Origin of the sequence: Paenibacillus sp. FSL R7-0345, assembly GCF_038595055.1 — a bacterium.
In the GTDB taxonomy this organism is placed as follows: domain Bacteria; phylum Bacillota; class Bacilli; order Paenibacillales; family Paenibacillaceae; genus Paenibacillus_AQ.
Genome location: NZ_CP152002.1, coordinates 4,493,681 through 4,519,499, shown reverse-complemented (window position 1 = coordinate 4,519,499; position 25,819 = coordinate 4,493,681). Strand labels below are relative to the sequence as shown.

The 25,819-nt window shown below is 52.5% G+C and carries 30 protein-coding genes; all 30 read left to right on the top strand.

The window, feature by feature from the left end; genetic code table 11:
- Positions 1-94: 94 nt before the first annotated feature.
- The 30 genes from NST84_RS19495 (at position 95) to NST84_RS19350 (ending at position 25,781) form a co-directional block, all read left to right on the top strand.
- Entirely contained in the window at positions 95-964 is an 870-nt protein-coding gene (locus NST84_RS19495) for a heptaprenyl diphosphate synthase component 1 (RefSeq protein ID WP_342561821.1), read from the top strand.
- A gap of 3 nt (positions 965-967) precedes the next feature.
- Complete coding sequence (locus NST84_RS19490; protein WP_342561820.1) at positions 968-1,735, top strand: demethylmenaquinone methyltransferase; 768 nt, start codon at positions 968-970, stop codon at positions 1,733-1,735.
- Positions 1,728-2,600: a UbiA-like polyprenyltransferase gene (locus NST84_RS19485; RefSeq protein WP_342561819.1), complete on the top strand. Its 873-nt coding sequence runs from the start codon at positions 1,728-1,730 to the stop codon at positions 2,598-2,600. The genes NST84_RS19490 and NST84_RS19485 overlap by 8 nt, the downstream gene beginning before the upstream one ends.
- Positions 2,597-3,205, top strand: coding sequence for a flavin prenyltransferase UbiX (locus tag NST84_RS19480; RefSeq protein ID WP_342561818.1), 609 nt, complete (start codon positions 2,597-2,599; stop codon positions 3,203-3,205). Before NST84_RS19485 ends, NST84_RS19480 begins: the two co-directional genes overlap by 4 nt.
- On the top strand, positions 3,202-4,062 hold the full coding sequence (locus tag NST84_RS19475) for a menaquinone biosynthesis protein (protein ID WP_342561817.1): 861 nt from the start codon (positions 3,202-3,204) through the stop codon (positions 4,060-4,062). The genes NST84_RS19480 and NST84_RS19475 overlap by 4 nt, the downstream gene beginning before the upstream one ends.
- Positions 4,059-5,027 (top strand): polyprenyl synthetase family protein, encoded by a 969-nt coding sequence (locus tag NST84_RS19470; RefSeq protein ID WP_342561816.1) that lies wholly within the window; start codon positions 4,059-4,061, stop codon positions 5,025-5,027. The genes NST84_RS19475 and NST84_RS19470 overlap by 4 nt, the downstream gene beginning before the upstream one ends.
- Before the next feature lie 88 nt (positions 5,028-5,115).
- The gene (gene ndk, locus NST84_RS19465; RefSeq protein WP_342561815.1) at positions 5,116-5,559 is read left to right on the top strand and encodes a nucleoside-diphosphate kinase; all 444 of its coding nucleotides are present in this window, start codon (positions 5,116-5,118) and stop codon (positions 5,557-5,559) included.
- Positions 5,560-5,585: 26 nt separating this feature from the next.
- Positions 5,586-6,389: a protein-glutamate O-methyltransferase CheR gene (locus NST84_RS19460; protein ID WP_342561814.1), complete on the top strand. Its 804-nt coding sequence runs from the start codon at positions 5,586-5,588 to the stop codon at positions 6,387-6,389.
- A gap of 110 nt (positions 6,390-6,499) precedes the next feature.
- The gene (locus tag NST84_RS19455) at positions 6,500-6,661 is read left to right on the top strand and encodes a hypothetical protein (protein WP_342561813.1); all 162 of its coding nucleotides are present in this window, start codon (positions 6,500-6,502) and stop codon (positions 6,659-6,661) included.
- A gap of 199 nt (positions 6,662-6,860) precedes the next feature.
- Complete coding sequence (gene aroC, locus NST84_RS19450; RefSeq protein ID WP_342561812.1) at positions 6,861-8,030, top strand: chorismate synthase; 1,170 nt, start codon at positions 6,861-6,863, stop codon at positions 8,028-8,030.
- Position 8,031: 1 nt separating this feature from the next.
- Positions 8,032-9,135 carry a 3-dehydroquinate synthase gene (gene aroB, locus NST84_RS19445; RefSeq protein ID WP_342561811.1) on the top strand — a complete coding sequence of 368 codons (1,104 nt, stop codon included), beginning with the start codon at positions 8,032-8,034 and terminating at the stop codon, positions 9,133-9,135.
- Complete coding sequence (aroH, locus tag NST84_RS19440; protein ID WP_090719796.1) at positions 9,129-9,500, top strand: chorismate mutase; 372 nt, start codon at positions 9,129-9,131, stop codon at positions 9,498-9,500. Before aroB ends, aroH begins: the two co-directional genes overlap by 7 nt.
- Before the next feature lie 338 nt (positions 9,501-9,838).
- Positions 9,839-11,392, top strand: coding sequence for an anthranilate synthase component I (gene trpE, locus NST84_RS19435; RefSeq protein WP_342561810.1), 1,554 nt, complete (start codon positions 9,839-9,841; stop codon positions 11,390-11,392).
- A gap of 203 nt (positions 11,393-11,595) precedes the next feature.
- Positions 11,596-12,636, top strand: coding sequence for an anthranilate phosphoribosyltransferase (trpD, locus tag NST84_RS19430; RefSeq protein WP_342561809.1), 1,041 nt, complete (start codon positions 11,596-11,598; stop codon positions 12,634-12,636).
- Positions 12,626-13,456: an indole-3-glycerol phosphate synthase TrpC gene (gene trpC, locus NST84_RS19425; RefSeq protein WP_342561808.1), complete on the top strand. Its 831-nt coding sequence runs from the start codon at positions 12,626-12,628 to the stop codon at positions 13,454-13,456. Before trpD ends, trpC begins: the two co-directional genes overlap by 11 nt.
- On the top strand, positions 13,449-14,129 hold the full coding sequence (locus NST84_RS19420; RefSeq protein ID WP_342561807.1) for a phosphoribosylanthranilate isomerase: 681 nt from the start codon (positions 13,449-13,451) through the stop codon (positions 14,127-14,129). The genes trpC and NST84_RS19420 overlap by 8 nt, the downstream gene beginning before the upstream one ends.
- Positions 14,126-15,322: a tryptophan synthase subunit beta gene (gene trpB, locus NST84_RS19415; protein ID WP_342561806.1), complete on the top strand. Its 1,197-nt coding sequence runs from the start codon at positions 14,126-14,128 to the stop codon at positions 15,320-15,322. The genes NST84_RS19420 and trpB overlap by 4 nt, the downstream gene beginning before the upstream one ends.
- Positions 15,322-16,143 (top strand): tryptophan synthase subunit alpha, encoded by an 822-nt coding sequence (trpA, locus tag NST84_RS19410; RefSeq protein WP_342561805.1) that lies wholly within the window; start codon positions 15,322-15,324, stop codon positions 16,141-16,143. Before trpB ends, trpA begins: the two co-directional genes overlap by 1 nt.
- 55 nt (positions 16,144-16,198) lie before the next feature.
- Positions 16,199-17,296, top strand: a complete 1,098-nt coding sequence (hisC, locus tag NST84_RS19405; RefSeq protein WP_342561804.1) for a histidinol-phosphate transaminase — start codon at positions 16,199-16,201, stop codon at positions 17,294-17,296.
- 48 nt (positions 17,297-17,344) lie between these two features.
- On the top strand, positions 17,345-18,439 hold the full coding sequence (locus NST84_RS19400; protein ID WP_342561803.1) for a prephenate dehydrogenase: 1,095 nt from the start codon (positions 17,345-17,347) through the stop codon (positions 18,437-18,439).
- 630 nt (positions 18,440-19,069) lie between these two features.
- Complete coding sequence (locus NST84_RS19395) at positions 19,070-19,657, top strand: sigma-70 family RNA polymerase sigma factor (protein ID WP_090719818.1); 588 nt, start codon at positions 19,070-19,072, stop codon at positions 19,655-19,657.
- Between the two features lie 5 nt (positions 19,658-19,662).
- Positions 19,663-20,256: a zf-HC2 domain-containing protein gene (locus NST84_RS19390; protein ID WP_342561802.1), complete on the top strand. Its 594-nt coding sequence runs from the start codon at positions 19,663-19,665 to the stop codon at positions 20,254-20,256.
- Between the two features lie 154 nt (positions 20,257-20,410).
- On the top strand, positions 20,411-20,998 hold the full coding sequence (locus NST84_RS19385) for a histidine phosphatase family protein (RefSeq protein ID WP_342561801.1): 588 nt from the start codon (positions 20,411-20,413) through the stop codon (positions 20,996-20,998).
- 232 nt (positions 20,999-21,230) lie between these two features.
- Positions 21,231-22,178 (top strand): hypothetical protein, encoded by a 948-nt coding sequence (locus NST84_RS19380; RefSeq protein WP_342561800.1) that lies wholly within the window; start codon positions 21,231-21,233, stop codon positions 22,176-22,178.
- Between the two features lie 11 nt (positions 22,179-22,189).
- On the top strand, positions 22,190-22,696 hold the full coding sequence (locus tag NST84_RS19375; RefSeq protein WP_342561799.1) for a gamma carbonic anhydrase family protein: 507 nt from the start codon (positions 22,190-22,192) through the stop codon (positions 22,694-22,696).
- Between the two features lie 18 nt (positions 22,697-22,714).
- Positions 22,715-22,894 (top strand): IDEAL domain-containing protein, encoded by a 180-nt coding sequence (locus tag NST84_RS19370; protein ID WP_038594463.1) that lies wholly within the window; start codon positions 22,715-22,717, stop codon positions 22,892-22,894.
- 103 nt (positions 22,895-22,997) lie between these two features.
- The gene (locus NST84_RS19365; protein ID WP_342561798.1) at positions 22,998-23,423 is read left to right on the top strand and encodes a DUF2487 family protein; all 426 of its coding nucleotides are present in this window, start codon (positions 22,998-23,000) and stop codon (positions 23,421-23,423) included.
- 219 nt (positions 23,424-23,642) lie between these two features.
- A complete protein-coding gene (locus tag NST84_RS19360) occupies positions 23,643-24,197 on the top strand; it encodes a ubiquinol-cytochrome c reductase iron-sulfur subunit (protein WP_342561797.1) in 555 nt (184 codons plus the stop codon).
- A 5-nt stretch (positions 24,198-24,202) separates the two neighbouring features.
- Positions 24,203-24,874 (top strand): cytochrome b6, encoded by a 672-nt coding sequence (locus NST84_RS19355; RefSeq protein ID WP_042178168.1) that lies wholly within the window; start codon positions 24,203-24,205, stop codon positions 24,872-24,874.
- A 28-nt stretch (positions 24,875-24,902) separates the two neighbouring features.
- Positions 24,903-25,781 carry a c-type cytochrome gene (locus tag NST84_RS19350; RefSeq protein ID WP_342561796.1) on the top strand — a complete coding sequence of 293 codons (879 nt, stop codon included), beginning with the start codon at positions 24,903-24,905 and terminating at the stop codon, positions 25,779-25,781.
- Positions 25,782-25,819 lie beyond the last annotated feature (38 nt).

Below are 25,819 nucleotides of genomic sequence, written 5' to 3'. Positions count from 1 at the left end.
ACGTGCATGTGCGTGACAAAAAAACATGTGATATAATAGACAAGATTGTGAACAAAGATATTTGTAATAACGTCGAATGGCTTCGGAGGCTGAAATGATACCGTACCGTATACCGCAATTAGCTAAACCCTACACCGACTACGACATGATTCAGCGGCATACGGAATTGCCGCCGTTTTCTGATGGCCGCAGTCATTTGTTATATATTTTTCTGAGTTACGGAAGTGCAGACCAAGACCGTAACAAGGAGCTCTATACGCTCGTTACAGGTCTGGTGCAGCTTGCTCTTGACACGCATGAGAGCATTGAGCATCTGAGTCATGATCCCGGAGGGGACGTCATGCGTTCCCGGCAGCTGAAGGTGCTGGCCGGCGATTATTTCAGCAGCTGGTTCTACCGCCTGCTGTCCAAGAGCGGACAGATCGCCATGGTGGGGACCCTGAGCTCAGCTATCGCCGATTTTAATGTGCTGAAAGCCCGGCTGTACAGCAAGATGAAGGAGTCGCTGCTCTCCTCAGAACAATATCTGCGGCATTCGGTACAGCTCAATATGCGGCTGTTCCTTTCTTTTACACCGCACATTGAAGAGAGCTTTGCAGGTCTGTGGGAGAAGCTGCTGGCCGAGTTCAGCCATTGTGAAACCTTATGCTCCGAGCTGCGGCGCGGCAATGACCCGGCGGCTGCACGGGACGGTTATAGTTACTGGAGGATACTGGAGAATGCTTCTGAAGATGAGGCGCTGCTGCTCCAGGAACAGGAGCTGGATCTGAAGGACTGGAAAAAGCTCAAAATGAAATATAAATGCGACACCCTGCTGACCGACAAGCTGCACCAGTCGATTCAGTCCATCCAAGGACTACTACAGGGTATTAAGGATGAGCATCTGGCCAGTGGGCTCAGCACTGCCCTGGACCGCTTCCTCCTGCAGATGAAAATTTCCGGACAAGCAGCCGTGGAGGGGTAAAGGATGACTATAGAGAAAACTTCCGCTTTGGGAGATACGAATTTGGGAGATACGAACGCCAAACCGAAAGAGCAGTTTGTGCACTCTGTTTTCGAAAGCATCGCCGGCAAATATGATCTGATGAATGATATTCTGAGCTTCCGCCGGCACAAAGCCTGGCGTAAATTCACAATGCGCAAGATGGCGATGAAGCGCGGGGATTCGGCGGTCGATTTGTGCTGCGGTACCTGTGACTGGAGCATTGCACTGGCTGAAGCAAGCCGCACCGGCTCTGTAGTGGGTCTGGATTTCAGTGCCGGCATGCTGGAGGTCGGCCGGGGCAAGGTTGAGGCGCAGGGACTGCAGGACCGAATTTCGCTGATTCAGGGCAATGCGATGGATCTGCCGTTCGGCGATAATTCTTTTGACTATGCAACAATCGGCTTCGGGCTTCGCAATGTGCCTGATCTCGTTCAAGTGCTGAACGAAATGAAGCGTGTGGTGAAACCTGGAGGAATGGTTGTCTGTCTGGAGCTGTCCAAGCCGATGAAGCAGCCGTTCAAGGGTATTTATTATTTTTATTTCCAAAAGGTGCTTCCGCTCCTCGGCAAATTGTTTGCCAAGCGGTATGAGCAGTACAAATGGCTACCCGAATCACTGGCACTCTTCCCGGACAGAGAGCAGCTTGCAGAGATTTTCCGTGAAACCGGACTGACAAAAGTGGAATCCTTCCCCTTGACCGGAGGTATCGCAGCACTACATATTGGGTTCAAGGAGAACTGTAATGTTTAAAAAAGTCGGCGTTTTTCTGCAAATGATCAAGTTTGAACACACTGTTTTTGCATTGCCTTTCGCCTTTATGGGCGCACTCTTAGGATCGGTCGTGATGTTCGGCAAATTGCCGTCATGGCCGCAGATCGGCTGGATTATTGTGGCCATGTTCGGAGCAAGAAGCGCGGCCATGGGGCTGAACCGGCTGATCGACCGGATCAGTGATGCGAAGAATCCCCGGACTGCCGGAAGAGCTATCCCCGCCGGCCTGCTCAAGGTCGGAGAAGTATCGGTATTTATTGCCATTTCCTTCTTCTTATTATTCTGGGCTGCCTTCAAGCTGAATCCTCTGTCGGCGAAGCTTTTGCCGGTTGCTGTTTTTCTGCTTGTGTTCTATTCCTTCACCAAACGCTTTACCTGGGCCTGTCATCTGATTCTCGGGCTGACGATTGCACTTGCCCCGCTGGGCGGCTGGGTAGCGGTTACGGGCAATGTGGACTGGACGGCGATGATCTTTTACTTCACGATTGTGTTCTGGACCGCCGGCTTCGATATTATTTACTCCTGCCAGGATGTCGAGTTTGATAAACGTGAGGGCCTTTATTCCATTCCGGTACGCTTCGGGGTTGCCCGTGCGCTGTTGATTGCCAAGGCGTTCCACCTTCTAACCGGAATCGGATTCATTTCGCTGCTCTTTATGGCGGACTTGAGCTGGTGGTATGTGGCCGGCATGATCATCGCTTATATCATCTTGTTCTATGAGCATCATATTGTGTCACCTAGCGACCTGAGCCGTCTGCAGACAGCGTTCTTCACAATGAACGGTGTGCTCAGCATTGTTGTCTTTTCGTTCACTCTGATTGACCTGGTGGTGCAGTTCAGATGACCGGACCGAAACCTAAACACTTCGTAGTTGGCATTACCGGTGCAAGCGGCGGAATTTATGGAATCCGTCTGACAGAAACCCTGCTGTCGCTGGGATACACCGTTCATCTTGTAGTCAGCAATGCAGGCTGGCGGGTATTCAAGGAAGAGCTGGGTTTTGGCGTCTCAGACCGGGAAGGCTTTTTGAACGAACAGTTCAAGGGGCATCCCGGTTCTCTGCTTTACCACCCGGTTGCAGATATCGGGGCTTCCATAGCCAGCGGCTCCTTCCGTACGGAGGGAATGATCATTATGCCTTGCTCAATGGGGACCCTGTCTGCTGTAGCACATGGGAGCTCGGACAATCTGATGACCCGGGCTGCTGATGTCATGCTGAAGGAAGGGCGCCCTCTGGTGCTGGTGCCGCGCGAAACCCCGCTGCATGCCATTCATCTGGAGAACATGCTGAAGCTGTCCCGGCTTGGCGTGAAGCTGATTCCGGCGATGCCGGCCTTTTATTTCGGCCCGCGCAGCATGGATGATCTGGTCGACTTCATGGTCGGCAAGGTACTCGACAGCTTTGGCATTGAACACAGCCTATTCCGCAGATGGGGGGAAGAAGAATGAAGGGCCGGCAGCATACGGTAATCGGTAAAATCAGCTACACCAACTCATGGCCGGTATTTCACAATTTTAACCCCTCTGCGCTTAAGCATCCGGCAGAGATGGTGAGTGAAGTACCTGCCATTCTTAATCAGGGGATGTCCAGGGGAACTATCCATGTCGGTGCCTTATCCTCCTTTGCGTATGCGGAGGCAAGCGACCGGCTGCTGCTGCTGCCGGATCTGTCAGTTAGTGCAGACGGGCCGGTCAAGTCCATCCTGCTCTTCTCAAGAGTTCCGGCGGGGCAAATAGGCAACGGCCGGATTGCCGTCACGAATACCTCGGCCACCTCGGTAAATCTGCTGAAGATTCTGATGGAAAAGGCCATTGGCGGCAAACCGGAATACATTACTGCTGAACCTGAGCTGGACAGTATGATGGACCAGGCGGATGCCTGTCTCCTGATTGGTGACCATGCCATCAAGGCAGCCTGGCAGGATCAGGGTTATCTGGTTACTGACCTCGGGCAGGTTTGGAAAGACTGGACGGGACACAGCATGACCTTCGCCGTCTGGGCAGTTAACCGTGAAGCGGCGAGTAACAATCCGGAGGCTATTGCCGAGATTGCCGCAGCCTTTGTGGAGAGCAAACAGCGCGGTGTGCGCAATCCTGCGCCGATTATCCAGGAGGCCTGCTCGCGGGTCGGCGGCACTGCCGGATACTGGGGCGGCTATTTCAGTAATTTATGTTATGACTTTGGGGAAAGGCAGCAGGAAGGTCTGAACCTCTATTTCCGCTATGCCTATGAAATGGGCCTGCTGCCGCAGGAAGTGAAGATGGAGCTATGGAGCCGTAATCTGCTGACACGGGTGAAAGAATGAAGCGAATGCAAATTTTCGGAATGCTGAGTAAGGACATGGATCATATTGAGAAAGAGCTGTACCGCAGTGTCCAGGGTGATGATGAGCTGCTGGAGGAGACCTCGCTCCATCTGCTGAAAGCAGGCGGCAAGCGGCTGCGTCCGGTGTTTGTGCTGATGGGCGGCAAGTTCGGGAAGTATGATCTGGAGAAGCTGAAGCGAGTGGCCATTCCGCTGGAGCTTATACACAGTGCTTCGCTGGTTCACGATGATGTAATCGACGATGCCGAGCTGCGCCGCGGCGAGCCAACCGTCAAGGCCAAATGGGGCGACAAGATCGCCATGTACACCGGTGACTATATTTATGCCAAAGCGCTGGTAATTGCCTCGGAGCTCCCGAATCCGCGGATCCATCACATTTTGTCCAAGGCAATGGTGGAGATGTCGATCGGTGAAATGGAGCAGATCCGCGACTTCTTTAACAGCGGGCAGAGCGTACGCCATTATCTGCGCAGGATCCGCCGCAAAACAGCGCTGCTGATCGCCATCAGCTGTGAACTCGGTGCGCTGGCTGCAGACGCAGAGCCGGAAACGGCCCGGCTGCTCTACAACTATGGATATAACGTCGGAATGGCCTTTCAGATCCGGGATGATCTGCTGGATCTGTCCGGAACAGAGAAGCAAATCGGCAAGCCTCCGGGCAGTGATATGCGGCAGGGAAATATTACGCTGCCGGTCATTTACAGTCTGGAAGACAGCCGGCTGCGTTCACCGCTGCTGGACGAGCTTGCACTGATCCGTAATGAGCAGGCCGGAGTCGGCCGGGCTATCGATCTGATTCTGTCCGGTGACGGGATTACCCGGGCAGAGGAGCTGGCGTCCCGCTATATCGACAAGGCGCTGGCCGCGCTGGAGCAGCTTCCAAGCAACAAGACCAGACGCAATCTGCGCGATATTGCCTATTTTGTGACCGGACGTGCTTACTAATTGCCAGGCAGGCGAATATTAAGCGTTCACAGATGGCATGCTTTCTGATAATATCAGAAAATAAAAAGCGAAATTGGAGAGTGGCCTTATGGAAAAGACGTATCTGATGATCAAACCTGATGGTGTACAGCGCGGATTAATCGGACGTATTGTAACCCGTCTGGAAGATAAGGGATTTAAACTGGTTGCTGCCAAGCTGATTAAGGTTACGGAAGAACAGGCCAAGAAGCATTATGCAGAGCATGAAGGCAAGGACTTTTTCCCTGAGCTTGTTGGCTTTATAACTTCCGGTCCAGTGTTCGCCATGGTCTGGGAAGGCGATGATGTAATCGCCCTGTCCCGTCTGCTGATCGGCAAAACCAAAGTGGGCGAAGCGCTCCCGGGAACGATCCGTGGTGATTTTGCCAGCCACACTCCGCTTAACCTGATTCATGGTTCGGACTCCCCGGAAAGTGCAGCACGGGAAATAGCCAACTTCTTTGCTCCTGATGAATTGACCGACTACAATAAAGACATCGCAGTCTGGATGTAAATCCGGGCAGGAGGCAGGGATAAATAATGGCTGACCGTGAAGAAACAACAACCGTGCAAGACCCGGATTATGCCGGCTTTATTCATAACGTGAAGCAAAGCACCGGAATTGACCTTGCCCAATACAAGGAAGCACAGATGAAGCGCCGTCTCACAACGCTGCGGATGAAGAACGGATATCATACCTTTACTGATTTTTTTGCCGCAATGATGAAGGACAAGGCTCTATTCTATGAATTTCTGGACCGGATGACAATTAACGTCTCTGAATTCTGGCGCAATCCGAACCGCTGGGAGGTGCTGCGGGATGTCATTCTGCCCGAGCTTCAGCGTTCCGGCCGCCGGATGAAGCTGTGGAGTGCCGCCTGTTCTACAGGGGAGGAGCCGTATACACTGGCTATGATTCTGTCGGACAAAAATCTGCTGACCCAGACGGGTATCCTCGCCACCGATATTGATGACGGGGCGCTATCCAAGGCCAAGCAGGGCCTCTATCTGGAGCGTTCCTTGAAGGATGTGCCGAAGGATGTCGCCGCCCGCTATTTTAAGCCGGAAGGTCCGGTATTTAAAGTCGATGAAGGCCTCAAGAAAAGCATTGAATTCCGCAAGCAGAATCTGCTGCTCGACAAATTTGATGACGGCTTTGACCTGATTATCTGCCGTAATGTGATGATTTACTTCACAGAGGAAGCGAAGAACAAGCTGTATCACAAATTTTCAGCCAGTCTGCGCCCCGGCGGATATTTGTTTGTGGGCAGTACGGAGCAGATTTTTACTCCGGCACAATTCGGATTTGAATCGACAGAGACCTTCTTCTACCGCAAAAAATAATGCCGGGTCCCGTCCAGCCGGCGTTCTTCCAGGAGCCGGGTATACTTTATCCTCTTTTCAGTGATACTGAAAAGTAGATACGTATGCTAAGCGAAAGGTCGTTAATCCACATGGACAAAAGCAAGGTCATTGCCGCGTACAGACGCGGGTTTCTGACCGTCCGCGAGTGCGGACAAATTCTTGGCGTCGAAGAGCTGCAGCTGCAGAGCCTGCTCAGGCAGGAGGAAGGCAGGCAGAGCATACCTGAGGCGCAGCAGAGGATCGGAAGCTGATTGGAAGCTCTGAACCGTAGTGTGCCGCAGCGCCGCCCTGAGCTCGAAAGAGTAGGGCGGCGCTGTTCTTGTAATGGGAAGGTTCCGGCCTTCAGGAGCCTATCCTTTCTTGTCAAAGCGTGTAGGCTATACTATAATGAGTCAAGAGTTTTAATATTTTAGCGGTTTACAGTTTAAAAGTGCGAAAGGGGAACGCGTCATGAGTTTACGCTACTTAACAGCAGGGGAAACGCACGGCCCCCAGCTTACAGCTATTATCGAGGGATTGCCCAGCAATTTGACACTTAATTTCGAAGAGCTTAATTTTCAGCTGCACCGCAGACAGAAGGGCTACGGCCGCGGACGCCGCATGCAGATCGAGAAGGATACCGCACAAATCGCCGGCGGAGTACGCCACGGGTATACAACAGGTGCCCCGGTCGCCCTTATAGTCGAGAACAAGGACTGGACACACTGGAAAAATATTATGAACATCGAACCGATTCCCGGCAGTGATGAGGAGAAACGGCGTGTGAACCGCCCGCGTCCGGGACATGCGGACCTTAACGGCGGACTTAAGTATAACCATACCGATCTGCGCAATGTGCTGGAGCGCTCCAGTGCCCGTGAGACAGCTGCAAGAGTAGCTGTAGGGGCTGTAGCCCGACAGTTGCTGGCTGAATTCGGTGTGAAAATTGCCGGACAGGTTATCCGGATCGGCGAGATTGAAGCGCCGGCGAATGATCTGCCGATCGATGAGCTGATTGCCAAGACGGAAGAATCTTCTGTAAGAGTCGTAGATAAAGAGACCGAGCAGAAGATGGAAGCATACATAGACAAGATCAAGGAGGAAGGCGACTCCATCGGCGGGATTGTGGAATGCGTCGTTGAGGGATTGCCTATCGGCCTCGGCAGCTATGTGCAGTATGACCGCAAGCTGGACGCGGCAATTGCCGGAGCGGTTATGTCAATTAACGCGTTCAAGGGCGTGGAAATCGGCATCGGCTTTGAAGCAGGCGTTCTGCGCGGCTCGCAGGTGCATGATGAGATCATGTACGATCCGTCCCGCGGATACTACCGGGCCAGCAACCGGCTGGGCGGCTTTGAAGGCGGCATGACCAACGGAATGCCGGTTGTCGTGCGCGGCGTCATGAAACCGATCCCGACACTGTACAAGCCGCTGCAGAGCGTGGACATTGACACGAAGGAGCCGTTCACGGCTCAGGTGGAGCGTTCCGATGCCTGTGCAGTTCCAGCAGCTTGTGTCGTGCTGGAGAGTGTTGTAGCCTGGGAGCTTGCCAAGGCATTCCTCGATAAGTTCGGCGGGGATTCGCTTGAGGAGATTAGAGCCAATTACAACAATTATCTGGCTCAGCTGGAGAGCTACTGAGATGCGCAGCATTACGGTGGATTTGGGCGAGCGCTCCTATCCGATCCTGATCGGCAGCGGACTGCTGAAGACAATCGGTTCGCGCTGTCAGGATGCGGGTTATCCGCTGCGCAGCCCGCTGCTGGTGGTCAGTGACAGCGAGGTAGCCCCGCGTTATCTGGGCGTGGTCGAGGCCTCGCTGCGCGGACAGGGATATACCGTGGTTAGCCATGTTATTCCGTCCGGGGAGGCATCCAAGTCGCTTGCAGTATACGAACAAGTCATTACAACGGCTATTCAGGCCGGGCTGGACCGCAGCTCTGCGGTTCTGGCGCTTGGCGGCGGTGTGGTCGGCGATCTTGCTGGTTATGTTGCCGCTACCTATATGCGGGGAATCGGATTCGTCCAGATTCCGACGACTATCCTGGCTCATGATAGCAGCGTAGGCGGCAAGGTAGCCGTTAACCATCCGCTGGCCAAGAACATGATCGGAGCCTTTTATCAGCCGTCGATGGTCCTGTATGATCTTGATACACTGCGTACGCTTCCGCCCCGCGAGGTGTCTTCCGGGCTGGCTGAAGTGGTGAAGCATGGCCTTATTCTTGATCAGGAATTTGCATACTGGTGCCGCGAGCATGCTTCAGAGCTGCTGGCTCTGGATGTGGAAGCACTGGGCTATGCGCTGGAACGCGGATGTGCGATTAAGGCCAGGGTGGTCGGTACAGACGAGCGCGAGAACGGCCTTCGGGCTATTCTTAACCTGGGGCATACAATCGGCCATGCCATTGAAGCAGTAGGCGGCTATGGTGTGTTCCTGCATGGAGAAGCGATTTCCATCGGCATGGCCGGTTCGGCGCTGCTGGCGGCCAAGCTGGGCAAGGACCGCGGTATTTATGAGGATACCGTATCCATGCTGTCCGCGCTGTCACTGCCGGTCAAACTGCCGGCGGAGTACAGCGAAGACGAGCTGATGGAAGCGATGATGCATGACAAGAAGTTCAAAGAAGGTAAAATGACCTTTATCATACCGGATTCAATTGGTGCTGTGAGCATCATTAATGATATACAGCAGAGTGATGTGCGTGAAGTTATCGCACAGCTTAAGAAGGAGGGGAGCCCATGGTAAACCGGGGGATCCGCGGTGCAACAACCGTTGTCAATAATGAGGAAAATGAAATTTTGCGTGAAACCGTAGTGCTGCTGCGGGAAATCGTGGAGCGTAACGATGTGATTGCCGAGGATATTTGCAGCGTATGGATTACTGTGACCGGTGATCTGGATGCGACATTCCCTGCACGGGCAATCCGTGAAATTGAAGGCTGGGAGCTGGTACCGCTCATGTGTTCCGTGGAGATTCCTGTCAAAGGCGGGCTGCCGAAGTGTATACGCCTGATGGTACAGGTCAATACGGACAAGTCGCAGCGGGATATCCGCCACGTCTATCTCAATGAAGCGAAGAAGCTTCGTCCTGATCTCTCACAGAGTAAGTAATTAATTTGCTGCTGCGGGTTGTCAATGAACACCGTCATCATGTATAGTGTAGTTAGCCGAGAGAAGTAGAGTTTAGTTTGAGCCTAGTTGAGTATAGCTGAGATGAGTGCAGGATGTTACATCTGAGGCATTCCGTTTATTTGCATATGTCTGTATGGATTATATTCCGGTAGTGTTTGCGCTACCCGTCTATCCTTAAGTGGACAATTATGTTTATTGCGGAGAATAGGCCTGATCCAGTGCGCTTTTTCTTATACTTGCCTACACAACCTCTACTCCGGTAGAGGTTTTTTTGTATTTCGGATTATATATTTAACCATTCCAAGGAGGTATCCCAAATGACGAACCCTGGCATTGAAGAAGCGGTAAAGCTGTCGCGGGAGTATAACCTGATTCCTGTTGTAAAAAGACTGCTGGCTGATATGGAGACACCGATCCGGCTGTTTCAGCGGTTTGCCGAAGAATCGCATGCATTCCTGCTGGAAAGTGTAGAGGGCGGCATCCAATGGGCCCGGTATTCTTTTATCGGCAGTAACCCGTTTCTGACCATTTCGGGAAAAAAGAACGTCATCCATGTAAAAGTGGGAGAGGAGCAGAGACGGCTCACCGGCAAACCGATTGAGGAGCTAAAAGCGCTGCTCCGCTCCTACCGCAGCCCCAAGCTGGACGGGATGCCTCCTTTTACCGGCGGGGCGATCGGATTCTTTGGATACGACCTGCTGCAATATTACGAGAAGCTGTCCCCGCACGCGGTTGATGATCTGGGAACGGATGATATCCGGTTTATGTTCTGCGACCGCATCATTGTATTCGATCATGTGAAGCAGCAGATCCTGCTGATAGGCAACCTGCATATCAAGGACGGCGACACGGACTCCGATATCCGCGCTGCCTATGAAGTCCTGAACCGCAAGCTGGAAGATTTCGCGGAAGAACTGCAAAAGGAAGGTCCCAAAGAAAACGTCAACCGCCGCAGTATCCCGGAAGATATCGGACTGGGGCAGATTCATTCCAACCTGACCAAAGAGCAATACATTGCCAATGTGGAACAGGCCAAAGAGTATATCCGGGCGGGTGATATTTTTCAGGTAGTGCTTTCGCAGCGGCTGCATATCGAGACAGAGGTATCCCCGCTGCATGTGTACCGGATGCTGCGTACGCTGAACCCTTCGCCATATATGTATTATCTCAAGATGGATGAAGAGATTATCGTCGGCACTTCCCCGGAGGCGCTGGTGAAGGTGGACGGCGGCCGGGTGGCAACCCGGCCAATCGCGGGAACCAGGCCGAGGGGAGCAGATGAAGCGGAGGACCGGGCGCTGGCCCAGGAGCTGCTGGAGGATGAAAAGGAACGGGCGGAGCATCTGATGCTGGTTGACCTGGGCCGCAATGATCTGGGCCGGGTATCGAAGTTCGGCACAGTGAAATGCGACTCCTTTATGGAGATAGAGAAATACTCCCATGTGATGCACATGGTATCCAACGTGTCCGGAACACTGGACGACAATAAAGATTTCTTTGATGCTTTCCTGTCCTGCCTGCCGGCCGGAACCGTCTCGGGTGCGCCGAAGCTGCGGGCGATGGAGATCATCTCGGAGCTGGAGCGGGAAGCCAGAGGTGCATACGCCGGAGCGATCGGCTACCTCGGCTTCTCCGGAAATATGGATTCCTGCATCACGATCCGCACCATCATCTTCCGTAAAGGCCGGGCCTATGTGCAGGCCGGAGCGGGTATTGTCTGGGATTCGGTGCCGGAGAAGGAATATGAAGAGACCCTGAACAAAGCGAAGGCAATGTTAAAAGCAATCCGGATGGCAGAGGCCATGTTCCCGGCAGAGATCAGAGAGCCCCAGGTAATCAATCAGGATTACATGTACGAATATACCCCGTAAGTGAGAGAGTCAGTGCAAATAGAAGAGCCGAGCAGAGAATGCTCCATAAAATTATGCTGATGCTTTCGAAGCTAGTTTTATTACGAAGAAGAGCCGAGCAGAGAATGCTCCATAAAACTAAGCTGATGCTTTCGAAGCTAGTTTTATTACGAAGAAGAGCCGAGCAGAGAATGCTCCATAAAACTTTTAGGAGGACTAAAACTATGGAAGCAAGCCAGTTAATACAATCAGGAATTGCGGGATTGATCGAAGGAAACGACCTCAGCCGGGCGCAGGCCCGTGAAATAATGGGAACTATTATGAACGGAACCGCCTCGGCGGCGCAGATCGGCGCCTTGCTGACCGCACTGCGGATTAAGGGCGAGACCGTTGAAGAGATTACCGGCTTTGCCGAGGCGATGCGCGGATTTGGAACGCCGGTGCTTACAGAGCGCACCCGGCTGCTGGATACCTGCGGTACCGGCGGATCAGGCATTCACAAGTTTAACATTTCCACGGCTTCTGCCATTATCTCCTCAGCGGCTTCTGTACGCGTCGCGAAGCACGGCAACCGCTCCGCCTCCGGCAGAGCAGGCAGTGCGGATGTGCTGGAAGCGCTGGGTGTGAACATTCATCTGAATGCAGAGCAGGCCCGCCAGTGCCTGGACACTATCGGAATCTGCTTCCTGTTCGCGCAGATTTATCATCCGTCCATGAAGTATGCCGCAGCTCCGCGCCGTGAGCTTGGCGTGCGGACCGTATTCAATATGCTGGGTCCGCTGACCAACCCGGCGGGCGCTGACCGGCAGCTGATGGGCATCTATGACCGGAATAAGACGGAGATTGTAGCTAATGTGCTGAAGGAGCTGGGCTCCAAGCGGGCGATGATCGTAAGCAGTCTGGACGGCCTTGATGAAATCAGCATATCGGCACCTACACAGGTATCGGAGTTAAAGAACGGGATAGTAACCACGTATGAAATTACGCCGGAAGCCCTCGGCCTCAGCCGTCATCCGCTGGAGGCTGTGCTCGGCGGTGATGCAGCCGAGAATGCGGCCATCATTACAGCTGTGCTGCAGGGAGAGCTTACCCCGTACCGTGATATTGTTCTGGCCAATTCGGGAGCCTGCATCTATGTTGCCGGGCTGGCGGATAGCCTGAGTGAAGGTGTGGCGCAGGCGCGCCAGATGATCGATTCCGGCAAAGCGCTGCTCAAGCTGGAGCAGCTGAAAGCCATGACAAAGGAGCTTGACTATGTATCTTGATAAAATTGTCGCTACCAAAGTGAAAGAGGTTGAAGCTCTGGGCAAGGTGTTCTCTATAACAGCGGCTGAGGAGGTTATAGCCGGTCTACCGGCTACGAAGGGGTTCCGGGAGGCGCTGGTGAAGCGCCGCAACCGGGAGATGGGGCTGATTGCCGAGGTGAAAAAGGCTTCACCATCCAAGGGTCTGATTCGTGAGGACTTTGATCCGGTCTCTATTGCCCGGGGATATGAAGCTGGCGGAGCCGACTGTCTGTCGGTGCTGACGGATCAGGACTATTTCCAGGGCAGCAATACATTCCTCCAGCAGGTGAGAGAAGCGGTGAGCCTTCCGCTGCTGCGCAAGGATTTTATCATTGATGAGCGCCAGATTTACGAAGCGCGGATACTGGGTGCGGATGCCATACTGCTGATTGCGGCGATTCTGACAGCAGAGCAGCTGGCTTTCTTCACAGATTTGGCAGCTTCCCTCGGTCTGGATGTGCTGATTGAGATCCATGACCAGAGTGAACTCGAAAGGGTGATAAGCACCGGTAAAATAGAAAAGCCGCACGTGCTGCTGGGCATTAATAACCGTAATCTGCGCACGTTTGAGACACGTCTGGAGACAACGGCAGAGCTGGCGGCTCTGGTGCCGGCCGGTGTGCCTGTAATCAGCGAGAGCGGAATTGCCGGTCCTGCTGATATTGATTATTTAAGCACAAGCGGTGCTATCGGCGTGCTCGTCGGGGAATACCTGATGCGGCAGGATAATGTGGAAAAAGCCGTATACGGGCTGCTCGGACCGGTTACTGCAGGAAAGGATCGTGCCCTGCATGGCTGAAGCGCTGGTAAAAATCTGTGGACTTCAGGACGTTGAAGTGCTAAAATCTATGAAGTCATTACCGCTCGATTACATTGGCTTTGTATTTGCGCCCAGCCGCCGCAGAGTCACAGCTGAACAGGCAGCTCTGCTGGCTGCCGAGCTGTCCGGCTGGGAGAATGGCAAGCCTCCCGGAGCGGCCGGAGTATTTGTCAATCCTGAGCTGCAGGAGCTGCAGGAGCTCCTGGCCGTTGTCCCGCTGGATGTCATCCAGCTGCACGGTCAGGAGAGTCCGGAGTACTGCAGAAAGGTCAAGCAGGCTTTTCCTCAGGCGAAGGTGTGGAAAGCGATTACTGTGACCGGCAGCGGACAAGCGGCAGGCACTGAGAGCGGAAGCATTGTGGACAGCTATGCGGACACTGTTGACGGACTGCTGCTGGACACGTATGATCCGCAGGCAAGCGGCGGCTCCGGCCGTACCTTTGACTGGGACCGGATTCCCTTCTTCCAGCAGGCTGCCGCCAGGCACGGCCTGCCTTTATTTGTCGCCGGCGGGCTTCATCCGGATAATGTGGGTGAACTCCTGAAGAGCTACAGTCCTGACGGAGTGGATGTTTCCAGCGGTGTGGAGAGCAGCGGAATAAAAGATATTGCCAAAATGACTTCTTTCATGGAAAGGGTGAAGCAATCATGATACAAGTACCGGACAAATTCGGCCGTTTTGGTTCTTTCGGAGGCCGCTTCGTTCCTGAAACCTTGATGAATGCACTGATTGAGCTGGAGGAGTCTTATGCCAAATTTTCGGCAGACCCGGCTTTTCAGGAAGAAATAGAGTATTTGTTGAAACAGTATTCCGGACGTGAAACTCCCCTGTACTATGCTGAGCGGCTCACTAAGGAACTCGGCGGGGCTAAGATCTATCTTAAACGTGAGGATCTCAACCATACCGGAGCCCATAAAATTAATAATGCAATCGGGCAGGGGATTCTGGCCAAAAAGATGGGCAAAACCAAGGTTATCGCCGAAACAGGCGCCGGCCAGCATGGGGTAGCTACCGCAACGGTGGCGGCACTACTGGGTATGGAATGCAAAGTGTTCATGGGCGAAGAGGATACCCGCCGCCAGGCGCTTAATGTGTTCCGCATGAAGCTGCTTGGCGCTGAGGTTATCCCTGTGACTTCCGGTTCACGTACCCTTAAGGATGCGGGTAATGAAGCGCTGCGTTACTGGGTCAGCAATGTTGAGGATACCTTCTATATTCTGGGCTCGGCAGTCGGCCCTCACCCTTACCCGATGATGGTCCGTAATTTCCAGCGTGTTATCGGCGATGAAACGCGGCGTCAGATCCTGGAGGCCGAAGGCCGTCTGCCGGATCTGCTGGTGGCCGCTGTCGGCGGCGGCAGCAATGCCATCGGCATGTTCTACCCGTTCATGGAAGATGAGCGTGTAGGCATGATCGGGGTGGAAGCTGCCGGCAAGGGTGTCGATACTCCGTTCCATGCGGCAACCATGAGCAAAGGCTCCCACGGGGTGTTCCAGGGCTCGATGAGTTATCTGCTGCAGGATGAATACGGTCAGGTTACCGAAGCCCATTCCATTTCGGCAGGTCTGGATTATCCGGGAGTTGGTCCGGAGCATTCTTATCTCAAGGATATCGAACGGGCTGAGTATGTCCCTGTTACCGATAAGGAAGCGCTCGACGCGCTTAAGCTGCTGTGTGTAACGGAAGGCATCATCCCGGCACTGGAATCGGCGCATGCCATCGCTCACGTTGCGAAGATAGCTCCCGGCCTCAGACAGGATGACATCGTGGTAATCTGCCTTTCCGGACGCGGGGACAAAGACGTGGAGTCCATTATGGCTTATACGGAAGGGGCGGATTTGTAATGACCACAGAAACGACAAACCGGATGGATGTGGCTTTCCGGAAGCTTAAGGCGGAAGGCAAAACGGCCCTGATCCCTTTTTTGACCGTAGGTGATCCTGATCTTGAAACCACGCTTGATATTATCGCTGAGCTTGAGGCAGCCGGAGCGGATGTCCTGGAGCTTGGCGTTCCCTATTCCGATCCGCTGGCCGACGGTCCGGTGATCCAACGGGCTTCATCCAGAGCGCTGCGCGGCAAGGTTCACCTCCGCACCTGTATGGAGACTGCACTGAGAGCCCGGCAGAATGGCAGCAAACTGCCCTTCATCCTGTTCACCTATTACAATCCGGTGCTGCAGATGGGCCTCGATACCTTTTTTGCCGAGCTGGATACACATGAGATCAGCGGACTGATCATTCCTGATCTCCCTGTAGAGGAGTCAGAGGACATGCGGCGGCGCAGCCGTGAAGCAGGCGTGAATCTCATTCCGCTGGTTGCGCCAACCTCCAGTGAGCGGATTGAACGGATCGTATCCGGCGCGAGCGGTTTTGTTTATTGCGTCTCCTCGCTTGGTGTGACGGGGGAACGGTCCTCATTTCATAGCGGTGTTGATGAGTTTATTGCCTCAGTACGCCGTGCAACAGATCTGCCGGTAGCTGTAGGCTTCGGAATATCCACCGGCGAGCAGGTAGCCCGCTTTGCACAGATTTGCGACGGTGTTGTAGTAGGCAGTGCAATCGTCCGCAAGGTGGAAGAGGTCATCCCGCTGCTGGATAACCCTGCCACCCGCAGTGACGGGCTGTTGCAAATTCGTGAATTTGTGGCACAATTAAAAGCATAACAGTCAGCCTGATCTGATACAGGCCTTAACTATTCACGGAGAGTGAGGACTACAGATGAATCCGAAACCAAATATCGTTAACCTTCCTGTCTACAAACCGGGAAAACCCATTGATGAGGTAAAAAAAGAGCTTGGCCTGGAAGAGGTAATCAAGCTTGCATCCAATGAAAATCCTTACGGGGCTTCGCCGAGTGCCAAAGCAGCCATAATCGCAGACCTCGATAATCTGTTTCTGTATCCCGACGGCTCAGCTGCTGATTTGACAGCCGCACTGGCCGGACATCTCGGCGTGCAGAGCGAGAATATTATTTTCGGCTGCGGTTCGGACGAAATTATTGCGCTGATCTGCCGTGCCTTTTTCCTGCCGGGTGACGAGACAATCATGGCTGATCAGACCTTCTCCGTATATAAGAGCAATGCGGATATTGAAGGGGCTGTGACCATTGAAGTCCCGCTGGCAGACGGAACTCACGACCTTGACGGCATGCTTGCCCGTGTTACAGACAAGACCAAGGTCATCTGGATCTGCAATCCGAACAACCCGACCGGAACGATCGTCCCGCACGATGCACTGGTTAAGTTCCTGGATGCAGTACCTGCCGGAGTAATGGTAGTGCTGGATGAAGCCTATTTTGAATATGTGACAGATGCGTCCTACTCGGATGGTATCAAGCTGCTGGAGCAATATCCTAATCTGGTTGTGCTGCGGACCTTCTCCAAGATTTACGGCCTCGCAGCCCTGCGCATCGGATATGGTGTGGCCAGCCCGCAGATTATCAATCTGATCAACAAGGTGCGCGAGCCGTTCAACACATCCCGTCTGGCTCAGGCCGGAGCCTTGGCCGCGCTGGCTGATCAGGATTATGTGGCTGAATGCCGCCGTCTTAACAGTGAGGGGATTGTACAGCTGCAGGGTGAATTCCGGCGTCTGGGTCTCCGCTCCTTCCCGGCGAACGGCAATTTCATCATGGTGGATGTACGTAAACCGGCAGTAGAGGTATTTGATGCGCTGCTGCGTCTCGGTATTATTGTCCGGGCCGGCCACCGCCTGTACCCGAATTATATCCGTGTGACTGTCGGATCTGCCGAGCAGAACAAGGCATTTATTACTGCCCTGGAGCAGACGCTGTCCGAGCAGGAAGTGCGGGCGTAACAGCATACATTCTTAGACGAAACAATAGAAGGCAGGTAGTGCTTAGATATGACGACAAAAATAGCAATCTTCGGTGTCGGTCTGATCGGAGGCTCACTGGCCCTTTGCTTCAAAGGCAAGGAGGGCCTGACCGTCGTCGGCCATGCCCACCGTCCTGAATCTGCAGTTAAATATGTCAGCCGGGGCGTAGTGGATCAGGCTACGCTTTCTGTTGAGGAAGCGGCGCTTGACGCCGATTATATCTTCCTGTGCGTACCGGTCGGTATGCTGGAAGAGTATTTGCAGCAGCTGAGCAGGCTTCCGCTCAAGCCGGGCTGTATCATTACAGATGTAGGCAGCACCAAAGCCAGCATCGCGGCCTGTGCGGTATCCCTGGATATTCCCGGTGTTCATTTCATTGGCGGCCATCCGATGGCCGGCTCGGAACGGTCCGGTGTGGAAGCAGCTTCATCCCTGCTGTTTGAGAATGCCTACTATGTGCTGACCCCGCCGCCGGGCGTGCCGGACGAAGCCTATGAGGCGCTGAAATCCCTGTTAATACATACGAGAGCTCAGATCGTCCGGCTCGATCCGGAACGTCATGATGAAATTGTCGGGGCTATCAGCCATCTGCCGCATATTATCGCTGTTGCTCTTGTGAATCAGGTACATGCTTATGATTCTGAGGATTCGCTATACAGCACGCTGGCTGCCGGGGGATTCCGCGATATAACCCGGATTGCCTCCAGTGATCCGATTATCTGGCGCGATATCCTGCTGAATAACCGTTCGGTGATGCTGCGGCTGCTTAAGGACTGGAACGAGGAGGTCTCCTCCTTCATTCAGATGCTGGAGCGCTCAGACGGGGCCGGCATAGAGGAAGCCTTCCATGAAGCGGGCGGCTTCCGCAGCCAGCTGCCGGAACGGCGTAAGGGTATGATTGCCCCGCTGTTCGATCTGCATATCGATGTTCCCGATCATCCGGGGATTATCGGCCGGATCGCCACCGAGCTCGGGGATCAGGGCATCAACCTCAGCAACGTGCAGATTATTGAGAGCCGGGAGGATGTGCCGGGGATCATGCGCCTGTCGTTCCGCCAGGAGAGCGACATGGAGCGGGCCAAGGTGCTTCTGCAGCATAACGATTACACAGTATACGTATAGAGGACAGCATAGCTGTCGTCGTAAAAAAAGAGCGCATGCCGGTCCAAGCCGGTATGCGCTCTTTTTAATTATATGACCAAGAGAAGGCAAGGGGGAGAGCTGGAAAAAGATTTTTAACAAAAAAAAGAACCGCTTACAAAGTAAGCGGCTACAATTCACAATGGGTATTGGAATCGTACAGTGTTTGGATAGGAGTGGAGAGAAACCATACTGTACTTTTATTATATGTATCCGTTTACATTTTGTCAACACTTTCTTAAAACTATTTTAAAGCGGCAGGGCTTTTCCGGCTTTCGACTTTTTCAGCGTTATGGTAAAGAATGGATCTACATATCTCTACTAATTTCATCCTGATAGAATGTATGCTATACTTGGTTAAGTATGTTTATAGATTTCATTTGGAAATTTATGAATATGCGTTTTTATTTCTGTATTTACATACAGCATATCTTATTTGCCGGAACGCTGAATATACATAGAAGTATTGCGTTGTTTATATGAACCTGACTGCACGTTTTATGGTATTGCAAATTTAGAGGATTCACCGCAACTTTTTCATCCCAGGCCGGTATATACAATTACGGACCGGACGGGGCTAAACGTGCAAGGGCGAGGAGGGCCGAACTCACCATGACGGATTCCCAGTTGATCCAGTTAATCAAGCAAGGAAACACAGAGCTATATTCGGAACTGATGCGAAGATACCAACGAAAGATACTGGCTTTTGTGTATCATATGCTCAAAAATTCGCATATGGAGCTAATCGCAGAGGATCTCTGCTCGGAGACATTTTATAAAGCATTCCGCAGCCTCCATTCCTTCCGCGAAGTGGACGCATCGTTTTCTACATGGCTGTATACGATTGCCCGCAATACCGTGCTCAGTGAGCTGCGCAAGAACCGTGCGGGGAATGTCTCGCTTGAGGAGAGTGGATATACGCCTGTGGCACCGGCGGAGGTAGCGCCCGAACAGGCTGCACTGCGCAAGGAACGGATGAATCTGGTCCGCGAAGCGATTAATAATCTCCCGGAGAAGCAGCGCTCGGCGCTGATTTTGCGTGAATACGATCAGATGGACTATCAGGAAATTGCCGTCATTTTGGATCAGAGTGTCAGCTCCGTGAAATCACTGTTGTTTCGTGCAAGGAGCAGTGTGAAGCTCCAACTCGAATCCTATTTTTATGAGCCTGAAGTGGAAGAGCAGGCTGAGAGGGTGTAAGGCCTATGAACTGCAGGGAAGCGCAGGATTTCATTCCGCTGTTGTGGGACGCTCCCCCCACTGATCCTAAGCGGATTGAGCTGGAAAGGCATATCGCCGGTTGTTCTTATTGTGCTGCTGAATGGGCTATATGGCAGGAGAGCAACGAGCTTATGCAGGACCTGAGGATGGAAATCAGTGCGGAACGTGCTGAAGCTGTTAATCAGAAGGTTATGGAGCGGATTTATCTGGAGAGTCCTTGGCTGATGCCCGGGGACGGGAAATCCGCCGGCAGCACGACCATGTTCCGCCGCCGGCTGAGCCTGTGGATCGCCTGCTTTCTGGCCGTATTTTTATCAAGCTTTTTATACTTTACCCTGTTCAAGACGCCTGCCAATACGAGCTCGGCACAGAGCGGTATTATTGAGTCAGGTGTAGCGGGACTAACACTGGAGTGGACTTCTTCCTATCCCGCTACAGAATCCGGAGGCGGCATCATTGAGCCGCTGGTGGTGAACATTGGGCCGACGCATCCGCAATACTGGATGGTATTATCTATGCTGGGTGTGGCGTTGTCCATCTTTTTACTAACCCGGCTTAACCGTTACCGCAGACAATGACAAGGTCCCTTTACCTCTGGTAAAAGGGACTTTTTTTGTTGGTCTTGTCCTTGAAATCTTTTTAGAAACGCTGATAATACTTCAAAAAGAAGACATTTGTTTGCATTCATGATACATTATAAAGCAAACATACTGGATGGAAGGGTGATAGGCGATGCTGATCGGCTTGATACGCCATGGACTGACGGATTGGAACGCAGCAGGTAGAATTCAGGGACAAAGTGATATTCCGCTTAATGATGAAGGCCGGAGGCAGGCTGAAATGCTGGGTGAGCGGCTGCTGAGTGAACCCTACCAGTGGGATTTCTGTATTACCAGCGGATTGTCCCGCGCAGAAGAGACAGGGAAGATTATTGCCGGGAAGCTGGGTATCCCGCTGATTGAGCCGGATGCGCGGATCCGGGAGCGTGCTTACGGACAGGTTGAGGGCATGACGGCGCTGGAGCGCGAGGCTAAGTGGGGCAAGGAGTGGAATCTGCTTGAGCTCGGGCAGGAGACCGATGCCCAGCTGCAGCTGCGCGGTCTTGCGTTTGTGGAGGACATTACCGCCCGTTATCCGGACAGTAACATCCTGGTCATTTCCCATGGAGGATTCCTGGCCCAGCTCTATGTAGCGCTATACAAAGACAAGTACACAGAACGTCTTGGCAATCTGTCCCTGACCATTATTGAGAAAAGCGAGCAGGAATGGAACGCGCTTTTGTATAATTGTACACGCCATATTTTGCAGAATCAGCGGTAACCCGAGTTTTCGGGTTATTTTTTTTTGAGAAAAAAGGAATAAAAAGGGCTGTATTTCCCATAATGGTAGTAAAACAGTGAGGCGATGAATGATGAATCTGGCGGATATGCTCACATATGCAGACATTGGCCAGCTTACCGCGATAGCGGGACGCTACCAGTGCGATTGTAAACGAAACTCAAAACATGATTTGATCCAGAGTCTTCTCATCCTGCTTGGAAGCCGGGATTTCATGGATTCCCATATCCGGAGCTGTAAGCCGGAGGAATTGCGGTTTCTGAACACACTGCTTTTTGACGAACGCAGCCACTTTAGTCTGGAGGATCTGCTGGCCGCAGCAAAGCAGGCTACCTTCGATATTCCTGAGGGTAAAAACGGCGGATCCCGTGAAATGGTCAGCAGGTTCAAAAACGGAGGCTGGCTGTTTAGCGGTGCATCACAGCAAAGCAAGTACCTGTACCGGGTTCCGGAAGATTTGAAACGCCGGTTCCTTGAGACGATGGGCAGTTATATCCGCGAAAAAGTGTTTTGTGCCAGTGAGCCGCCGGTGTACCGGGGTGAGGGTAATTTGCTGGAGGGTGATCTGCTGCTGTTTCTGCGTTACGTGAAGGAGAATGAACCTGAGCTGAACCAGGAGGGCGCTCTCTATAAACGCTATCAGCAGGGACTGATGAATGCGCTCCAAATCCCGGAGCCATTGCTTGGAAAAGGCGGGTGGAGATTCGGTTACGGCAGAGCATGTGAGCATTATCCGCCCAGAATGGCCCTTTTGTATGATTATGCCAGACACCGCCGTTTTATTTCCGAAGAAGGCTTCCGCCTGAAGCTGACAGCTGCCGGAGAGACACTGCTCGCTGAAGGAAAAACCGAAAGACTGATGCAGATATTCCTCTTTTGGTTAAAACTCTATAAAGGTGCTATTCCAAATCTTCCATCAATCGTATACTGGATTAGTAAGAGCGCAGGAGGGTGGGTAAGCATCTCTTCCTTAACGGAAGGAATAAGCTGGCTGATCAAGCCCTTCTACTATGATGATGCCGCATCGATTCTGGAGCAGCGTGTGCTGAGAATGATGCTTCATCTGGGGATGATCCGGCTGGGGGAGACCCCTGACGGGCCGGCTGTCATGATGACTCCATGGGGAATGGATGCAGCTACACCAAAGCGGCTGCCTAAGTAAGGGGGAGGAACATGCGGATTGCTTACGGGAAGTACATACCGCGGACTGACGAATCTGTATACGTGGCAGAAGGCGCAAAGCTGGTAGGCGATGTGACGGTTGGACAGCATTCAAGCATCTGGTTTAATGCTGTGCTGCGGGGAGATCTTGCTCCGGTAGTCATCGGGGAACGCTGCAATATTCAGGACGGGGCTGTGGGACATGTCGGCAATAACCTGCCGCTGATTCTGGAAGACGGGATATCGGTCGGGCATTCCGCTATTATCCACGGCTGTAGGATAGGCAAAGGCACATTAATCGGAATGGGTGCAATTGTTTTGAACGGAGCTGAAATTGGTGAATATGCTTTAATAGGAGCCGGTTCAATTGTAACCGAAAACAAAGTGATCCCGCCGTACACCTTGTGTCTGGGTTCTCCTGCAAAAGTCGTCCGTGAACTGACGGAGCAGGATCTGCTCCGGATGAAGCAGACCAATGAAAGTTATGTGATCAAAGCCAAAGAATATGGAATCTTCTAAACAGCGGAGGTGTATCGAATGGACAAAATGAAGGCTACCTATGAAGTGATGCTAGGGCTTGCGGCAGAAATGGTGTGGGATGAAGCGCTACGAAAGCGTCGTACCGACATCTTGTACCGGGAGATCGACACGGCGCTGGCGGCCGGAGACAAAGCGGCTTTCCGTTATCTGACTGAAGAACTGAAGAGTCTCGCATAAGAAATGCAGAGAAATGCGCTAAGCGCATTTCTTTTTTTTTGACTTATCCGGGCAGGCCATATTAAATATATAAAAAGGCATTCAAGCAGAAGGAGTGACAGCAATGAAGTTCAGCGAGTTTACGGAAGAAAGCTGGAAAGAAAACGGAGAATATTATGATACCTGTCTTATCCCGTATACGGGACTGTCGGGAATGGAAAGTCCGCCTGAGGCGGCAGCTGCACTGGAGGGACTCCGCGATTTGCTGGATCTGATAGAACTGCCCTTCCGGGGGCGTATCGTAATATATCCGGCTATACAGTATGCAGCAGGGCAAAATTCACAATATGTAAACGAGGTTTGCCGTAAAGTCAAATCCAATCTGTTCCAGTACGTAATTATAGCTTCAGCAGTGCCGGGAGTATCGGTTGAGGATTTTTATGAAAGCGATTTAGTCCTTTACCCGCCTAAGGTTAGTACGGATCGTATGATCCCGTTAAGATCAGAAATAAAGGAGAAAATCCAGACGTTATGGCAAGGTGAAGCATAGGTTAAATGTGACAGAAAAACAACAATTTTATGAAAGTCAGGAAAAGTGCCTGTCACAAAATAGACAAAATTCTTGACGGGTATTGGGGGCTAAGCTATGATAAGGGTGAATTGATATGACATGTGATTTATGTCATTGTAACCGGATTCTTTACATTAATTTACTGTATATTTACCTGCAGGTGCCTTCTCCATTTTTGATAAGGGGGTTACACACCGTATGAGCAGTTACAATGAAGAGCCTGAAGTTAATCCGCCCAAACCGCCCAGCCGCAAGGAGATGTCCCGCAGGCAGTTTCTGACCTACACCCTTGGCGGAGCCACTGCCTTTATGGGAGCCGGAGTCATTCTTCCAATGGCGCGTTTTGCTGTAGACCCTATTTTACATAAGCGGGGGGAAGGGGATTTCATCAAGGTCGCAGAAGTCTCGCAAATTACCGATGTTCCGCAGGAATTTAACTTTGAGCTTAAGCAGCAGGACGGGTGGTATGCCAGTACAGCTACACTGACGGCGTGGATCCGCAAAGACGGGAACGGGAATATTTATGCGCTTTCACCGATCTGCAAGCATCTGGGCTGTACGGTGGGCTGGAACAATGATAAGGCTTACCCCGATGAATATCACTGTCCCTGTCATGGTGCACGCTACACGAAACTCGGTAAGCAGCTGGCGGTCGCGGCGAAGCCGCTTGATCAGTACAAGACCAAGATTGACGGCGGATGGGTGTATCTGGGCGATATCGTCCCTAATACGGAAGCCAACAAGGAGGCGTAACTCTGATGTTTAAAAATATCTACAACTGGATTGATGAACGTCTGGATATTACGCCGATCTGGAGAGATGTCGCGGATCATGAGGTCCCCGAGCACGTCAACCCGGCCCATCACTTCTCGGCATTCGTGTACTGCTTCGGCGGTCTTACCTTTTTTATCACCGTCATTCAGATTCTGTCAGGCATGTTTCTGACTATGTATTATGTACCGGATATTATTAATGCCTATGCCAGTGTGGAATATCTGCAAACCAAAGTTGCTTTCGGGCAAATCGTCCGCGGTATGCACCACTGGGGGGCAAGTCTGGTTATTGTTATGATGTTTTTGCATACGATGCGCGTTTTCTTTACCGGCTCGTACAAAGCGCCGCGTGAGATGAACTGGGTAGTGGGGATGCTGATCTTTTTTGTCATGCTGGGCCTGGGTCTGACCGGTTATCTGCTGCCTTGGGACAACAAAGCTTATTTTGCTACCAAAGTAACGCTGGAAATCGCCAATTCCGTGCCGGTTATGGGTCCTGTGCTAAAAGAGCTGATGCAGGGCGGAACGATTGTCGGTGCAGAGACGTTGACCCGCTTTTTCGCTCTTCATGTATTCTTCCTCCCCGCAGTGCTGCTTATACTGCTCGTTGGACACTTTATTATGATCCGCAGACAGGGTATATCCGGACCGCTGTAAGCCAAACGACGAAAGGAGGGAATACGGAATGGCACATAAAGGCAAGGAGGGCTCCGGGGAAAAGGTTGTGTATGTCGGAGACTCGCGTGTGAAAAAAGGCAGCGGATTTATTACACCGCCTGACTATACGGCTTACCCTGGTAAGTCGGAGGCGTTCATTCCGAACTTTCTGCTCAAGGAATGGATGGTCGGGGTAGTTGTGCTGGTAGGCATTCTCGTGCTCACGATTTCAGAGCCTGCACCGCTCGGATTCCCGGCAGATGCCAGGGCTACCGTCATTCCGATTCCTGACTGGTACTTTCTTTTTCTCTATCAATATTTGAAGCTGCCTTATGCTTCGGGTGATTATATCGTACTGGGAACTCTGGGAGTCACGGGTGTGGCGTTCGGAGCACTCCTGCTCGCCCCGTTTCTGGACACCGGCCATGAACGGCGCTTCTACAGACGGCCGATTGCTTCGTCGCTGATGATCCTGTCACTGGCAGCCATCGTCTATTTAACCAATACGGCCTGGACTGAGTACAAGCATGAAATGGCTGAAACGAACCAGATCCCGGAAGATGTGCAGCGTGAGGAAAAGGCGGCGGAGAACAGGGCCAAAGGCTTGCCCACCACCAGCGCTATACAGACCGAGGATATCGCAATCGTGGACAAGGATGACCCGGCGATGGCATTGTTTAAGCAGGCGACCTGTATCAGCTGTCATGCTGCAGATCTTAAAGGCGGAGGCGGGCCGTCGCTGCGTGGTGTAGGAGATACTCATGACCAGGCTGCTATTCTTGCAATTATCAAGGACGGTCAGGGCCAAATGCCGCCAATGTATGAAACGGCACTTGGTGCAGGGCTGACGGACCAGGATATCGATTCGCTGGCCGCCTGGCTTGCCAAACAAAAAAGCGAACAGTAAAATAATGATAACGCGAACCTGATCGTATTCTTGCGGTC